The sequence below is a fragment of the Erwinia amylovora genome, from assembly GCF_017161565.1.
Classification (GTDB): Bacteria; Pseudomonadota; Gammaproteobacteria; order Enterobacterales; family Enterobacteriaceae; genus Erwinia; species Erwinia amylovora.
Genome location: NZ_CP066796.1, coordinates 946,771 through 961,971, shown reverse-complemented (window position 1 = coordinate 961,971; position 15,201 = coordinate 946,771). Strand labels below are relative to the sequence as shown.

At 57.4% G+C, this 15,201-nt stretch carries 16 protein-coding genes; 4 read left to right on the top strand and 12 right to left on the bottom strand.

Annotated features, from left to right (window positions below; genetic code table 11):
* Positions 1-134: 134 nt before the first annotated feature.
* Together JGC47_RS04390 and JGC47_RS04385 are read right to left on the bottom strand one after the other, a co-directional pair.
* Positions 135-602, bottom strand: a complete 468-nt coding sequence (locus JGC47_RS04390; protein ID WP_004156091.1) for a type II toxin-antitoxin system YafO family toxin — start codon at positions 600-602, stop codon at positions 135-137.
* The gene (locus JGC47_RS04385; RefSeq protein ID WP_164877357.1) at positions 587-733 is read right to left on the bottom strand and encodes a hypothetical protein; all 147 of its coding nucleotides are present in this window, start codon (positions 731-733) and stop codon (positions 587-589) included. Before JGC47_RS04385 ends, JGC47_RS04390 begins: the two co-directional genes overlap by 16 nt.
* A 309-nt stretch (positions 734-1,042) precedes the next feature.
* Between JGC47_RS04385 and JGC47_RS04380 the strand changes: the two genes are divergently transcribed.
* Both JGC47_RS04380 and JGC47_RS04375 read left to right on the top strand, forming a co-directional pair.
* Positions 1,043-2,203 (top strand): pyridoxal phosphate-dependent aminotransferase, encoded by a 1,161-nt coding sequence (locus JGC47_RS04380; protein WP_004156090.1) that lies wholly within the window; start codon positions 1,043-1,045, stop codon positions 2,201-2,203.
* Entirely contained in the window at positions 2,191-2,958 is a 768-nt protein-coding gene (locus JGC47_RS04375; protein WP_004156088.1) for an amidohydrolase, read from the top strand. The genes JGC47_RS04380 and JGC47_RS04375 overlap by 13 nt, the downstream gene beginning before the upstream one ends.
* Here JGC47_RS04375 and JGC47_RS04370 read toward each other — a convergent pair.
* The 10 genes from JGC47_RS04370 to hpxU all read right to left on the bottom strand — a co-directional run bounded on the left by JGC47_RS04370 (position 2,948) and on the right by hpxU (position 11,582).
* Complete coding sequence (locus tag JGC47_RS04370; RefSeq protein WP_004156086.1) at positions 2,948-4,273, bottom strand: nucleobase:cation symporter-2 family protein; 1,326 nt, start codon at positions 4,271-4,273, stop codon at positions 2,948-2,950. The genes JGC47_RS04375 and JGC47_RS04370 overlap by 11 nt on opposite strands.
* A gap of 32 nt (positions 4,274-4,305) precedes the next feature.
* On the bottom strand, positions 4,306-4,641 hold the full coding sequence (uraH, locus tag JGC47_RS04365) for a hydroxyisourate hydrolase (protein ID WP_004156079.1): 336 nt from the start codon (positions 4,639-4,641) through the stop codon (positions 4,306-4,308).
* Complete coding sequence (gene uraD, locus JGC47_RS04360) at positions 4,638-5,132, bottom strand: 2-oxo-4-hydroxy-4-carboxy-5-ureidoimidazoline decarboxylase (protein WP_004156078.1); 495 nt, start codon at positions 5,130-5,132, stop codon at positions 4,638-4,640. The genes uraH and uraD overlap by 4 nt, the downstream gene beginning before the upstream one ends.
* Entirely contained in the window at positions 5,129-6,388 is a 1,260-nt protein-coding gene (hpxK, locus tag JGC47_RS04355; RefSeq protein WP_004156077.1) for an allantoate amidohydrolase, read from the bottom strand. The genes uraD and hpxK overlap by 4 nt, the downstream gene beginning before the upstream one ends.
* Positions 6,388-7,623, bottom strand: coding sequence for a pyridoxal-phosphate-dependent aminotransferase family protein (locus JGC47_RS04350; protein ID WP_004156076.1), 1,236 nt, complete (start codon positions 7,621-7,623; stop codon positions 6,388-6,390). The genes hpxK and JGC47_RS04350 overlap by 1 nt, the downstream gene beginning before the upstream one ends.
* 32 nt (positions 7,624-7,655) lie before the next feature.
* Complete coding sequence (locus tag JGC47_RS04345; protein ID WP_004156075.1) at positions 7,656-8,393, bottom strand: amino acid ABC transporter ATP-binding protein; 738 nt, start codon at positions 8,391-8,393, stop codon at positions 7,656-7,658.
* Entirely contained in the window at positions 8,374-9,030 is a 657-nt protein-coding gene (locus JGC47_RS04340; protein WP_004156071.1) for an amino acid ABC transporter permease, read from the bottom strand. The genes JGC47_RS04345 and JGC47_RS04340 overlap by 20 nt, the downstream gene beginning before the upstream one ends.
* Positions 9,030-9,695 (bottom strand): amino acid ABC transporter permease, encoded by a 666-nt coding sequence (locus JGC47_RS04335; RefSeq protein WP_004156070.1) that lies wholly within the window; start codon positions 9,693-9,695, stop codon positions 9,030-9,032. The genes JGC47_RS04340 and JGC47_RS04335 overlap by 1 nt, the downstream gene beginning before the upstream one ends.
* 11 nt (positions 9,696-9,706) lie before the next feature.
* A complete protein-coding gene (locus JGC47_RS04330) occupies positions 9,707-10,492 on the bottom strand; it encodes a transporter substrate-binding domain-containing protein (protein ID WP_004156069.1) in 786 nt (261 codons plus the stop codon).
* A 250-nt stretch (positions 10,493-10,742) separates the two neighbouring features.
* Complete coding sequence (hpxU, locus tag JGC47_RS04325) at positions 10,743-11,582, bottom strand: MurR/RpiR family transcriptional regulator HpxU (protein WP_004156067.1); 840 nt, start codon at positions 11,580-11,582, stop codon at positions 10,743-10,745.
* 359 nt (positions 11,583-11,941) lie between these two features.
* Between hpxU and JGC47_RS04320 the strand changes: the two genes are divergently transcribed.
* Positions 11,942-13,078 (top strand): hypothetical protein, encoded by a 1,137-nt coding sequence (locus JGC47_RS04320; RefSeq protein WP_004156066.1) that lies wholly within the window; start codon positions 11,942-11,944, stop codon positions 13,076-13,078.
* A gap of 524 nt (positions 13,079-13,602) precedes the next feature.
* Positions 13,603-15,189, top strand: coding sequence for a gamma-glutamyltransferase family protein (locus tag JGC47_RS04315; protein WP_004156065.1), 1,587 nt, complete (start codon positions 13,603-13,605; stop codon positions 15,187-15,189).
* Positions 15,190-15,201 lie beyond the last annotated feature (12 nt).

Sequence of the window (15,201 nt, the reverse complement as noted above, 5' to 3'; positions counted from 1 at the left end):
TCTGTTGTCGTGAAATGAAGGGGGATTTATTGAGCTATAGTGAGAGATAACAGGAGAAAAAAAGCTGGCGCGAATGAATGCTTTGTCCCGGGTGATAACCTGGCTCAGAAAGCAAAAGATCACCGGGTGACGGGTCAGACGTTTTGTAACCTGAATTTTTTTGCCTGCTCTGCCCAGTCTGAAACTTGACCTTTATCTTCAATCAGCGCGTGAGCTGCATCTCGACAGTAGTCAATGATATAGAAGTGATGATCCTTGTCGCGGTCAATAAAGTAGGAATAAACCACGTAGCTGTCGCTGGTTGAAGCCCATTGAACCTTGAGTCCATGTCCATCTTGCCAGCAACAACCTTCCTGCCAGATATGTACATGGTGCAAATCCTCCACTCTGGCAGTCGAGGGGCGCTCCATAAGCTTGTCGCGACCTATGGTGTCAATGTGAGCAGGGTGCTGCAACTGGATATGGATAGGAGGGGCGGGAATGTCATGATAATCAATGCATTCCCGTTTGTACTGCTCAAATTCTTCAATTGGGAGTGCTGTAACAGGGAACTGACTGATAACTTCTGCCAGCGCTTGCGATCTGCTTATTTTGAATCCCATAGTTGCCGCTTCTCTTCCATTTTGGCTGCAAGGATGGCTGAAGCTGTGCTTAGTTGTGCTTTGTGGTCAGCAGTGCGGCGCACTGTCTGGCGAGGCTTTTCACCTGTTCCAGCTTCATGCTTCTGTGTCATACGTTGCTCCCTTATCACACATCGTGGTTCATTTGGTCAGTATATAACCACAGTGATATCCGTTCAACATCATGTTGATATCATCCTGCCCTCTTGACCGTACTCCGCGCCTGCTTAGCAAAAAAATCATCAGCCACGCCGGAAGACTCATACAAAATCCTAACGTACTGTGTTAGTCATACCCGACAAGGTTAAATTCAGTAATATCCTTATACTTCATTTGTTTAAGTCAGTTCACCATCACCATGTTATATTGGCATCAACACCGAATCCCCCTCATTTTACTGCGTTGCAAAAGGGTTATTACAGATGAGCCAGACGTCGTTCACCTCAGAGAGCAAACTGCCCGCGCTGGGAACCACCATTTTCACTCAGATGAGCGCGCTCGCACAGCAGCACAACGCCATTAACCTGTCGCAAGGCTTTCCGGACTTTGACGGCCCGCACTATTTGCAGCAGCGCCTGGCGCATCATGTCAGCCGGGGGGCTAATCAGTACGCACCGATGATCGGCGTGCAAACTCTGCGTGAGGCGATAGCAAAAAAAACCGCCGAACTGTATGGCTACGCGCCCGATGCCGACAGCGAGATCACCGTCACCGCGGGGGCGACGGAAGCCCTGTACGCGGCGATCACTGCGCTGGTGCGTGCAGGCGACGAGGTGATCTGCTTTGACCCGAGCTACGACAGCTACGCGCCAGCCGTGGCGCTGGCAGGCGGCATATTAAAACGCATCGCGTTACAGCCACCGGCGTTCCGCGTTGACTGGTCGGCGTTTAAGGCGCTGCTGTCACCGCGCACCCGGCTGGTTATCCTCAACACGCCGCACAACCCTTCCGCCACCGTCTGGCAGCAGAGTGATTTCAACGCGTTATGGCAGATGATTGCCGACCGGCAGATCTACGTGCTTAGCGACGAAGTGTATGAACATATCTGCTTTGACGCCAACGGCCATGCCAGCGTGCTGGCGCATGAAAAGCTGCGTCAACGTGCGATTGCCGTCTCCTCTTTTGGCAAAACCTTTCATATGACCGGCTGGAAAGTGGGTTACTGCGTGGCGTCTGCCGCCTTAAGCAGTGAAGTGCGTAAGGTGCACCAGTACCTGACCTTTTCGGTGAATACGCCGGCACAGCTGGCGATTGCCGATATGCTGGTACAGCAGCCGGCGCACTACCGCGAGCTGCCGGACTTTTATCGCGCGCGCCGTGACCGCTTTGTGCAGGCGCTGGCGCACAGTCGTTTTAAACTGCTGCCCTGTGAAGGCACCTATTTCCTGCTGGCAGACTACAGCGCCATCTCCGATCTGGACGATGTGGCGTTCTGCCAGTGGCTGACGAAGGAAGTTGGCGTGGCGGCCATTCCGCTGTCGGTATTCTGCGCCGACGCCTTCCCGCATAAACTGATCCGCCTGTGCTTCGCCAAACAGGAAGCCACGCTGGATGCTGCCGCGGAGCGCCTGTGTCAACTTTAAAACTTAGCGTATTACAGCAGCCGCTGGTATGGATGGACGGCGCGGCGAATCTGCGTTTCTTCGACCAGCTGCTGGCGAATATCCCCCGGCGCGATCTGATCGTGCTGCCGGAGATGTTTACCAGCGGATTCGCGATGGAAGCCGCAGAACGTTCGTTGCCACAGGCCGACGTGATTGCCTGGCTGCGGGAAAAGGCGCATGTCGCTGATGCAATGGTGGCGGGCAGCGCGGCGATTCGCACGGAAAAAGGCGCGGTTAACCGGTTCTTTCTGGTGGAGCCGACTGGCGCGGTACATCACTACGATAAGCGCCACCTGTTCCGTATGGCAGACGAACATCAGCACTATCTGGCGGGCAGCCGCCGTGAAATCGTCATATGGCGCGGCTGGCGCATTTTGCCGCAGGTGTGTTACGACCTGCGCTTCCCGGTGTTTTCACGTAACCAGGATGATTACGATTTGGCACTTTATGTTGCCAACTGGCCGGCAGCGCGTGCGCTGCACTGGCAGGTACTGCTCCAGGCGCGGGCGATTGAAAACCAGGCGTATATTGCCGGGTGCAACCGCGTTGGTAGTGACGGCAGCGGGCATCTGTACAGCGGCGACAGCCGCATCATCAGCCCGCAAGGCGAGATACTGGCGGCCGCAGAAGCCCACCAGCCGGCGCGTCTTGACGCCGACCTGTCGCTGGACGCGTTACGTGACTACCGCACGCAGTTTCCGGCATGGCGCGATGCCGACCGCTTCAGCCTTTAGGATCCATCGCTTTTTCTGAGCGCGCATCCTGTACCCGGTTAAATATCAAATTCAGCGTGACCGAAACCAGACAGGCCGCGCTGATGCCGGAGTGGAAGATGGTGCGAACCCAGCCGGGGAACTGATCGTAGAATGATGGCATCACAATCGGGAACATGCCGAAAGCAATCGAGGTGGCGACAATCACCAGGTTCATATTGTCCTGGTAATCAACCTTCGCCAGGATGCGGATGCCGCTGGCCGCCACGGTGCCAAACAGCACCACGCCAGCCCCGCCGAGCACCGGCATCGGAATTGAGGCCACCACGCGCCCGAGGAGCGGTAAAAAGCCGAGCAGCAGCAGGATCACGCCCCCGGCCGCGACGACAAAACGGCTTTTCACCCCGGTCATCGCCACCAGCCCGATATTCTGCGCGAAGGCACTTTGCGGGAAGGAGTTAAACAGCGGCGCCATCGCGCTGGTCAGCATATCGGCGCGTAGCCCCCGACTGATGCGCTTGCCGTCAACCTCACTGCCGATAATATCGCCGATGGCGAGCAGGCCAGCGGTAGTTTCCGCCAGCAGCACCAGCACGATCAACGTCATCGACACAATCGCCGCCACGTCAAACACCGGCCTACCAAAATTGAACATGCCCGGCAGCGCCAGCCATTGTCCCTGAACCACCGCGCTAAAGTCAGCCTGGCCGGTGAGCAGCGCAATCACCGTCCCTGCCACGATTGCCAGCAGCACCGCCAGCCGTTTAATCGCCGCGTTGCCCACCCGGTTCAACAACAGCACCAGCATCAGCGTGGCCGCCGCCAGGCCGATATGGTGGGGCGATCCCCAGCCGGGCATCTGCGGGGTGCCCCCCATCGCCCAGCGCGCCGCCACCGGCATCAGCGACAGACCGATCACCGCGATCACCGTGCCGGTCACCAGCGGCGGGAAGAAGCGGATAATATGGGCAAACAGCGGCGCGATCAGCAGACCGATCAGCGACGAGGCGATCACCGCGCCGAACACTACTGGCAGTCCGCCGCCGCCGTTGACCAGCGTCACCATCGTTGCCACACCGGCAAATGAGACCCCCTGCACCAGCGGCAGGCGCGCACCCAATCCTGGCAACCCCAGCGCCTGTAGCAGCGTGGCGCCGCCGCTGACAAACAGCGCGGCGGTCACCAGCACCCCCAGCTGACTGGCATCCAACCCGGCGGCGGCACCAATAATCAACGGCGGGGCAATAATGCCGCCATACATCGTCAGTACATGTTGCAAACCCCAGGCAAAAGCTCTGCCTGCCGGATAACGCGTATCTTCTGGCCTGACGCTCATCGTTTGCTGCCTTCTGTTGGTTTATCGCCCGATCAGCTGCCGCGGTAGGTTGACCAGGACCAGGGAGAGATCAAGAAAGGTAAGTGGTAGTGGCTACCGGGTGCCGCGATAGCGAAATCAATCTGCGCGCTGATATACAGCGCCTCGCGCCCGGCGGCGGCAAAGTAATCGCCGATAGCTGCCGTCAGACGGTAGCTTCCGGCCGCCAGCGGTTGCGGCGTCAGATCGCCGAAACGACCGTCGGCGTTGGTCACGCCTTGCGCCAGCGGCCGCCAGCCGTCAGCGCTTTGCTGCTCCAGCACAATGACCACCCCGGCGGCCGGTTTTCCCAGCGCGGTATCAAGAATATGCGTACTGATGGTGCTCACCAGAAACTCTCCTTTAGCCGTAGTAAGGTAATTTCGCGCAGCTGGTCGATGGCTTCCCGCTGCTCCTGCTGCTCATCGTTTTGCAGGCGGCGTTGCAGTTCAGCCATTATCTGTGCGCCGCTGCGCCCTTTAGCACGGATCAAAAACACCCGGCCAAATCGCTGTTCGTAGGCGGCATTGCCCGCCGCCAGCGCCTGTGACAGTTCCATGTCCGCCACATTTACCGCTGCCTGTTCCTGGCGTGACAGCCGCGCCTCTTTGCCTGCTCCCGCCGCACTTTCACCAATGCGCGGATGCGCAGACAGCGCCCGGGCAAGGGCAACACCGTCCCATCCGTTGGTCAGTCCGGCAGCGACATTAAGTAGCGCATCCAGCGAGGGATAAGGACGGGCGGCCACCAGCGAGGCGGCCCAGCCCGGCAAAGCCACGCAGTGAGCAACAGCCCGCTGCGCATCGGCGGCGCTGGCCTGATTAAATCCGCTCAGATTCATTTTCCCGCTACCTCGCTCACCACCTGCACCCAGGCCTGTAACGCCTTTGCCACATCGGCCACCGCCACCGACTCTGCCGGATGATGGCTGATTCCGCGATCGCAGCGCACAAACAGCATGCCAACCGGCCAGCGCTCGGCAATGGCAATCGCATCGTGGCCTGCGCCGCTCGGCAGCGACAGGCTGCGCCCCTGCACCGTGGTTACCGCACGCGTCAGGGCATTTTGCAGCGCCTCGTCACAGCGCGTGGCCGCGATCTGGTAGTACTCTTGCGCGCTGAAACTGAGACCGCGCCGCCGGGCAATCGCCTCTCCCTGGCGCAACAGATCGGAGAGCAGTTCAGCCAGCGCCCGATCCTGTGGGCCGCGCACATCAAGAGTCAGGGCAACCTCTGCGGGGATGACGTTGACCGCGCCGGGCTGGCATTGCAGAGTGCCGACGGTCGCCACCAGCTGCGGGCCATGCTGCGCGGTGCGCTGTTCGATAAATACCATCCATTCGGCGGCGGCGGCCAGTGCATCCTTACGATGGCTCATCGGCACCGTACCGGCGTGGCCTGCTTCCCCGACAAAGCGGCAGCTGAGACGCCGGGCGCCGTTAATCGCCGTCACCACGCCCAGCGCCAGCTGCTCCTGCTCCAGCACCGGCCCCTGCTCGATATGCAGTTCGAGGTAGGCAACAAAATCTTCCACGTCACGCGCCGCCTGCCAGATGCGCCCGGCATTCAACCCGCAATTCTTCATCGCCTGCGCCACGGTAATGCTGTTGCCGTCGGGGTGCGTGACCCAGCTCTCCGGCCAGGTGCCGGTCAGACCACGGCTGCCAAGCAGGGTGATGCCAAAGCGCGTGCCCTCTTCGTCGGCAAAGCCGATAACCTCAATGGCCAGCGGCAGCCGTTCACCGCGATCGTGCAGAAACTGCACGGCTTCAATCGCCGCCAGAACCCCGAGCATGCCATCGTAGCGCCCGGCGTTGCGCACGGTATCAAGGTGGGAGCCAAGCAGCAGCGCCTTCGCTTCCGGCCGCTGCCCTTCATAACGGCCACAAATATTGCCGACACCGTCCTGCCACACCTGCATGCCTGCCGCCTGCATCCACTTAGCGACCAGCGCATTGGCGCGCAGATGCTCCGGCGACAGATAAACGCGGGTCAGGTCGTGCGGGGATTCACTGATTTCTGCCAGCGCATCACAGCGGGCCATTACGCGCCCGGCGGCGGCGGCGGCCAGCGTGGCATTCATCAGACGGTCGCTCATCAACAGCTCCCGCGGTAATGGTCCCAGGCCGCCTGAAGCGCAGCTCCCTGAGTGGTACGGAACCCAAGATGGGTAAGTACCGATTCCAGCGCGCTGAGCGTCAGCATCACGCAGTCCTTACGCGCGTTGTAGCCCATGGTGCCAATGCGCCAGACCTTGCCGATCAGCGGACCGAACGAGGTGCCGATCTCAATGGCGAAATCCTCCAGCATCAGCTTACGCACCTGCTCGCCATCAATGCCGGCCGGGATCATCACGCCAAGCACGTTATTCATTTTGTGCTTCAGATCGCCGAAGGTTTCCAGCCCCATGCCCTGGATGCCTTTAAGCAGCGCGTCGCCGTGCAGCTTATGGCGGGCAATGCCGTTATCCAGCCCCTCTTCGAGAATAATTCGGGCGCATTCGCGCGCGCCAAACAGCGCGCTGGTGGCTTCAGTGTGGTGGTTAAGACGCTCCGGGCCCCAGTAATCCATGATCATGCCGAGATCGAAATAGTTGGAGTAGATCATCTCATCCTCACCGTCCTGGTGAGCCGCAGTGCGGATCCCGGCCTCGACGCATTTGCGCTGGCGGATGACGGCTTCCATTGCCGGACTGAGCGTAATGGGAGAGGTGCCGGACGGGCCGCCGAGGCATTTCTGCATCCCGACCGAAACCGCATCCAGCCCCCAGGCATCGGTCTCCAGCACGTTACCGGCCAGCGAGGCGGTAGCATCGGTATAGAACAGCACGCCGTATCGGCGGCAGACAGCGCCCAGCTCTTCCAGCGGTTGCAGCATGGTGGTTGACGTGTCGCCCTGCACCGTCAACAGCAGGCGCGGCTTCACCCGTTTGATGGCGTCTTCGATACGATCCGGGGTGAACACCTCGCCCCACGGCACTTCAATGGTGTGCACCTCGGCGCGACAGCGGCGGGCGATCTCGCACAGCAGGTGGCCAAAACGGCCAAACACCGGTACCAGCACCTTATCGCCAGGTCGGATGGCAGACACCAGGATAGATTCAATCCCGGCGCGTGAGGTGCCGTCAACCAGCAGCGTCCAGCGGTTTTCCGTACGGAATATGGCGCGATACAGCGCCATCACCTCATTCATATACTGCGTCATCGCCGGATCGTACTGGCCTAGCAGCTGGCTCGACATGGCACGCAGCATACGCGGATCGGCATTGATCGGCCCCGGCCCCATCAGCAGGCGCTGCGGCGGATTGATTGGCGAATATTTCGTTAAGTCCATGCGTTCAGTCCTTCTTGTCAGTCACGGCGCGCTTAGTTGAGACCGCGCACTGAGGAGATAAATTGTTTCAGTTCTGTGGTTTGTGGCGCAGCAAACAGCGTCTGGCTGTCGCCCTGCTCCCATACCCGCCCCTGGTGCATAAATACCACGCGGTCGCCGACTTCGCGGGCGAAATTCATTTCGTGGGTCACGAGGATCAGCGTCATCCCTTCCTGCGCCAGCTGTTCCAGCACCTTCAGCACCTCACCAACCAGCTCCGGGTCAAGGGCTGAGGTAATTTCATCACACAGCAGCACCTTAGGCGACATTGCCAGCGCACGGGCAATCGCCACGCGCTGCTGCTGACCGCCCGACAGGCTGGCCGGATAGTAGTCGATGCGCTCGCCGAGGCCGACTTTTTCCAACATGGCGGTGGCCAGCTCGCGACATTCGGCCTCGCGCTTTTTCAGTACCCGACGCGGTGCCAGCATCACGTTTTCCAGCGCGGTCATGTGCGGGAACAGATTGAAGTTCTGGAACACCATTCCTACCGAGCGGCTGATTTCCCGTGCCTGGCTGTCACGGTCGGTGATCGTCATACCGCCAAGCTTGATGCTGCCGTCCTGGTAGCTTTCCAGCCCGTTGATGCAGCGCAGCAGCGTGCTCTTGCCCGAACCGCTGCGGCCGATAATGGAGATCACTTCACCCATGTCGATATCAAGATCCACGCCTTTCAGTACGTGGTTGTCGCCATAGTATTTCTGTAGCTGATTAATGGTGATGAGCGGCATTGAATTTCTTCTCCAGATACTGGCTGTAGCGCGACAGCGGATAACACATCAGGAAGTAGCCGAGGGCAACCAAGCCGAAAACTTTGAACGGCTGATAAGTCACATTGTTGAGGATGGTGCCCGCTTTGGTTAACTCGATAAAGCCAATAATCGAAGCCAGCGCCGTGCCCTTCACCACCTGTACGGCAAAGCCTACGGTCGGGGCAATGCCAATCCGCAGCGCCTGTGGCAGCACCACGCGAAACAGCGTCTGACCGATGCCAAGACCCAGACAGCGACAGGCTTCCCACTGCCCTTTCGGCAACGCCTTGATGCTGCCGTACCAGATATCCAGCAGAAAAGCGCTGGTGTAGCAAGTCAGCGCCAGCGCGGCGGCAGCCCAGGGCGACAGGTCAAGGCCAAACAGCGCCACGCCAAAAAAGGCAAGAAACAGCTGCATCAGCAGCGGGGTGCCCTGGAACAGCTCGGCGTAAGCGCGGATAAGACGGTTCGGCCAGCGATGGCCCGCCAGGCGCAGTCTCACCAGCGGTAATGCCACCAGCGTGCCGCCAATAAATGCCGTTACGGACAGTGCCATCGTCCAGCGCGCCGCCAGCAGCAGGTTGCGCAGAATGTCCCAGTCGGTGAAGGTGTTCATCAGGGCTGATCTCCAAACCATTTACGGCCTGCCGCCAGCAGCAGCTGGCGCATGGCAATCGACAGCGCCAGATACAGCAGCGTGGTCACCAGATAAACTTCGAAACTCAAAAAGGTGCGTGACTGGATCAGGTTGGCGGCAAAGGTCAACTCTTCAAAGGATACCTGAGACACCACCGACGAACCCAACATCACGATAATGCACTGACTGACCAGCGCCGGGTAAATGCGTTTCATCGCCGGTGGCAGCACCACGCGTATAAAGGTTTGTTGGCGCGTCAGCCCGAGCACCCTTGCCGCTTCCCACTGGCCTTTCGGCGTGACCCGGATCCCGGCGCGGATAATTTCGGTGCTGTAAGCGCCAAGGTTAATCAGCATCGCCAGCAGCGCCGCCTCCCCCGCCGTTAGCTTCAGCCCCAGATTGGGCAAACCGAACACAATAAAGAACAGCTGCACAACAAATGGCGTGTTGCGGATCAGCTCGACGTAGACGCCCCAAAGGCGGCTGGCCAACGTGGGTTTGCCGCTGCGCAACGCTGCGCCAACCATCCCCAACGCCACGCCGCCCACCGTTGCCATTACCGTCAGCTGGATGGTGGCCCACAGGCCGGAAATCAGTTGCGGCCAGAAGGGCCACAGCGCCGGAAAATTCAGTTGCCCGATCATTACGTTCGCCCTTACGCGCCGAGATCGGCCGGCAGCGGTGCTTTCAGCCACCGTTCGGCAAGGCGGTTCAGGGTTTTGTCTTTCAGCGCCTGTTCAATCAGCGCATCCACTTTCGCTTTCAACGCCGGTTCGCCTTTCTTCATGCCGATAAAGCACGGCGAGTCTTTTAGCATAAATTGCGCCACCGGCGCTTTATCGGCCTGCTGGCGCGCTATTGCTGCCACCACCAGGTTGCCGGTCGCTACGTACTGCACCTGACCGGAAAGGTAAGCGGAAAGCGTGGTGTTGTTATCTTCGTAACGTTTTACCTGTGCATCTTTCGGCGCCACGCTGGTCAGCACCATATCTTCCACCGCGCCGCGCGTTACCCCGACCGATTTACCGCTCAGTCCGGCGGCGTCCTTCAGCGCCCCCGGCTTTGCGCCGAAGACGCCGAGGAAGAACGGTGCGTAGGCGCGGCTGAAATCAATCACTTTCTCGCGTTCCGGGTTCTTGCCCAGGCTGGAAATCACCAGATCGACCTTACCGGTTTGCAGATAAGGCACGCGGTTAGCGCTGGTCACCGGCACCAGCTGCAATTTAAGTTTCATCTGCTTAGCCAGATACGTCGCCATATCAATGTCATAACCCTGCGGCTGTAAATCGGTGCCGACAGAACCAAACGGCGGGAAGTCCTGCGGCACGGCAACGCGCAGAACGCCACGTTTTTCAACGTCCTGTAGCTGGTCAGCCTGTACCACGCTTATCTGAGAAAACAGCAGCGCAGCGGCCAGTAAAGTCGATAAGCCTTTTTTCATCTTCACTTCCCCGGTTGATAAAGCATGAAACGAAAGATTCCAAAAGAATTAATTTGCAACTAATGTGCCAGAACGATAGGCGCTCCGACATTTTCACCATCCGGTGCGGAATTGTGCAGAGAGTGGCTGATTAACTCATAAAATGGTGAGGTAAAACCGCTGGCATGCGCTCCGACCATACCAGAACACGCGGAATAACAGGGGCAAAGTCATGCCCCGAAATAGGGCAAAGCACCAGACTGGCGCCCCATCAACGTTGTTCCAGTTCGCCAAGCTGACTGTAAAGATCGGCAATACGATGAATGCGCTGACGCCCGCCGCTCAACAGATGATGCAACAGGGCATTGGCAAGCAGATTGATCAGGCTGTTGGCGGCGGCATAACTGTCAAAAGCGGATACGCTGTCAAGCGGCGCGCACAGCTGCCAGCGCGCCAGCTCAATCACCGATCGCGCCTGGGGTTCACACAGCGCCAGCGTGGGGATGCCCTGCTGCTGCAGCTGTTGCAGCAGCGGGCGAATAATGCGCGGACGGCGGCGGAAGGCCATCACTATCACCATATCTTGCGGCGTCAAATCCACCAGCTCTTCGGACAGCGTCTGCCCCGGCTGCGGTAACACCTGCACCTGCTGGCGCGCCTGTAACAGCTGCTGGCGCAGATGCAGTGCCAGCGGATAGGCATTACGCATACCGATAATCAACAGGCGTTTGCTGTCTGCCAGCGCCTGTACCACTTGTGCAAACTGGCCGCTGTCAAGGCCATTCACCCACTGCGTCAGGTTAGCCATCTCCTGTTTGTAGTGACGCGCCAGCAGGGTATTGCCCTGTACCGCATCACGGTTGTCGGTGAGTGGCATGCCGCTCTGGCGCAGAGTGCGTAGCTCGTCGCGCATATCCCTATATTTTTCATAGCCTAAGCGTTTGAACAGGCGACTGACCGTTGCTTTAGAAACCCCGCTCAGGCGCGCCAGCTCGGCGCTGTTATAGCCGATCAAATCATCAAAATGATCGAAGACAAAATCGGCAACGCGCTGTTCCTGCGGTGAAAGCAGTGGGTAATGGCCGCGCAGACGTTCATCAAGCAGCTTCATCAGGTTGTCCTGTCACGTTTGGTTCATCATGCGGATGATATACAAGTTACGTGCCTGTCTGTAGCGGGCGGTGTGGAAATCGGAATTTTGTTCCGCTAAGCCTGTTTTGGGGCTTTACCGCTTTAGCCGAAGCCACAGGGCTAAACAAAGCGGATGCAGGCGAACGGTGACTTTGCCAGATATCATCGGCATTCGCTGAGATCTCTACGACTTTAAGCGCAATATTACACAGCAGTAGCTACCACCGTTTGCCGGCATGGCTGGAAAAGCGGCTGAACCCGACCTTTTATTTGGCGTTTTTTGACAAAAAAAGCCAAATATCCAGTCTAGAATAGGCGTTTTTGACCAGAGGTATCAGGATGACTATAAATCTCAGTATTAAAAACTTCGCTATGGCTCAAATCAGAAAACTTACGGGCGGTAATATTTCAACTGCAGAATTCGATGGACTTCTTGGAAAAATTTCAGATGCAAAAAATTTATCAGCCAATATGCTACGAGCCGTGAATAAGAAAGCTGAAAAGCATCTTATTTTAAAAACAAAGGTCGCAGTTGCCTACTACAGCAAAGCCGTAAAATTATACGGAGACGGAATAGAAGGTCAGGGAAAAATATTAGAAGCACAACAATCTGTTTGCAATGAGTTTGAAAAAAATGAGAGAGCAATTTCAAAAAACATCCTCAAGAATAGCGATCCCTGGTTCAGATTGAAAGTCAGCTCCACATTACAAGATGTAGGCATGGACTTTTTAAGCATTTCCAAAGCATATGGGAAATTATACAACGCCGAGCACGATTTAAATGCAGCAAAGGAATCCCACCACGAATTAACCACGAAAATTCAGAGAGAGATTGAAAAACTCAGAAAACCTGGTAGATATTCAGAACAGGATATCGCATCCAACATTTCAAGGCGATTTGGAGAAAGTGAAAAAAAAGTTCTCAACACAATAGAAAATAAGACAACAGAAGTGGAAAAATGCTGGAATGAATATTTAGAATCCAAAAAAATACAAACTAAAGCCATTATCGATGCAGCTGAAGAAAATCCGCAGCTCTTATCAGAATACATGGAACCCTTTATTCAGAAATACAAAATCCTGGTGAGCGAGTATAATTCAGCACCAAATACAATGGCATGCATAGAAAAAAATATAAAAATACTCAAAATAAAACAAAAGGAAGTTACATCACAAAAAGATGAGCTTAAGAAATTTATTAGGTTAATGACCGCACATGAAGTTTTAAAATATGCAAATACACTGCTGGAAGAAAAGCATAATAAGAATAAAGAACCCAGTGAAGAAATTAGCAATACATTAAAAAAAGAGATCCAAACAGGTAATGAGATAAACCATGCAATAGCAAAAAGCAATAAAGTGATAAAGAACATTCCCGCAGTGAAAGATGCGGTTATTCAATTGCCAGATGCACCCACCCATACACCAACGTTAACCCAACCCATCAGGGAAAAGTATTCACCCGTTGCGGGATAGAAACATTCCGAAGCGAATTTTTTTCATGCCGTAACCTTCAGAGCTGCGCCTGATCAAACTGCCCGATGCCCGCTCCCTGCTGTCATTAAATTTGCGGGCATTCATCACCCTGGCTGCTGGTGGTTGGACAAATATAACCCTGAGAGGGCTTCTTGCAGCGATATCAGGCGCGGCTAACCTCACGACCGGTTTGGCGACCGCTGTCTTTGTCACCATGTTAATTGCCGGCGGTCAGTTTTTGGCAATATGCCACGGCGATGTGCGTCAGGGACGGCGGCACATGCCAAATTCATCGCATCCGCCTGGCATTCATATAAAGGTTGATCTTATTTTCATCCGGCCGGTGATCCTTAAACGCGAAACTTCCTGTTCTCCAGCCTCTCTGTAACGGCTTGTCATTCGACGTGTTTTATCAAAACGACTGCTGACAGACAGATAAATGCCTGTTGTCAGCTCACAGAGCAAGAAACTGGAACAACTCTTGCTTCTATAAGCTCATCCGTTTTCCGATTGACGAGAAAAGCATGAATCAAAGCAATATGGCCCCACTGGGGATGGCCGTCACGCCTCACCACCTCGCCAGCGAAACGGCGCTGGGCGTTTTACGCGAAGGCGGTAATGCCATTGAAGCGATGGTCGCCGCGGCGGCCAGCATCGCCGTGGTCTATCCGCATATGAACGGACTGGGCGGGGATGGCTTCTGGCTGATTTTGCCGCCGGGCGCAGATCCGCTAGCCATTGATGCCAGCGGCGCGGCGGGTTCACTGGCAACCGCCGAATTCTACCAGGGCAGCAAAACCATTCCTCATCGCGGTCCACGGGCGGCGCTGACCGTTCCCGGCACGGTGAGCGGCTGGTCGCTGGCGCTGGAGATCTCGCGTGAGCTAGGCGGACAACAGCGCCCGCTGGCGCGCCTGCTGGCCGACGCGATCCGCTATGCCGCCGACGGCATCCCGGTCACCGCATCGCAGTCTGCCGCCACCGCCAGCAAATATGCCGAGCTGTGCCAGCAACCCGGTTTTGCCGCTACCTTCCTGCCGGATGGCAGCGTCCCGCGCCCTGGCAGCCGCTTCACCCAACCCGAACTGGCTGATACTTTGATGCATCTGGCGGAAGCCGGTCTGGACAGTTTTTATCGCGGCCCCCTTGCAGACCAGCTGGCGAAAGAAATATACCGGCTGGGAATGCCGCTGACGCTGCAAGATCTCAACGCGCAGCGGGCGAAGCGCGTCAGGCCGCTGCGCATTCGCCATCAGCATGGTGACATTTACAATATGACGCCGCCGACCCAGGGCCTGGTGTCGCTGGCGATCCTCGGCATTACCGATCGGCTGAACATGGCTGAAGCCGGTGAGGCGCAAACCGTGCATCGCATCGTCGAAGCCACCAAGCTGGCCTTTGGCCTGCGCGACCGTTACATCACCGATCCACGCCATATGCGCGAAGACATGCAGGATCTGCTCGACGGCGATCGTCTGGCACAATTGGCATCGCGGATTGACCTGAACCAGGCTGCCCCGTGGGGCAGCGGCAAGGGACCGGGGGATACGGTATGGATGGGGGTAATGGACAGCAGCGGCCTGGCGGTTTCCTTTATTCAGAGCATCTATCACGAATTCGGCAGCGGCGTGGTGATCCCCGGCACCGGCATCACCTGGCAGAATCGCGGCGCAGCGTTCAGCCTCGACCCCGCTAGCCTGCTGGCGCTGGCTCCGGGCAAACAGCCCTTCCACACCCTTAATCCGGCGGCGGCGCGCCTCAACGATGGCCGCACGATGGTTTACGGCTCGATGGGCGGTGACGGCCAGCCGCAAACTCAGGCCGCACTGTTTACCCGTCACGTTGTGCAGGGCATGCCGTTGCAGCAGGCGATCAGCGCCCCGCGCTGGCTGCTTGGGCGAACCTGGGGCCAGGCCTCCGACTCGCTGAAGCTGGAGGGGCGGTTTTCACCCCAAACCGTCGCCGCCCTGCACGCGCTGGGACACGAAACGGAGATGCTGCCCGACTTCAGCGAAGCGGTTGGCCATGCCGGGGCCATCGTACGCCATAAAAACGGTATGCTGGAAGGCGCTTTCGATCCGCGCAGCAACGGCAGCGCGGCCGGTTTTTAACGGGAGAAGATT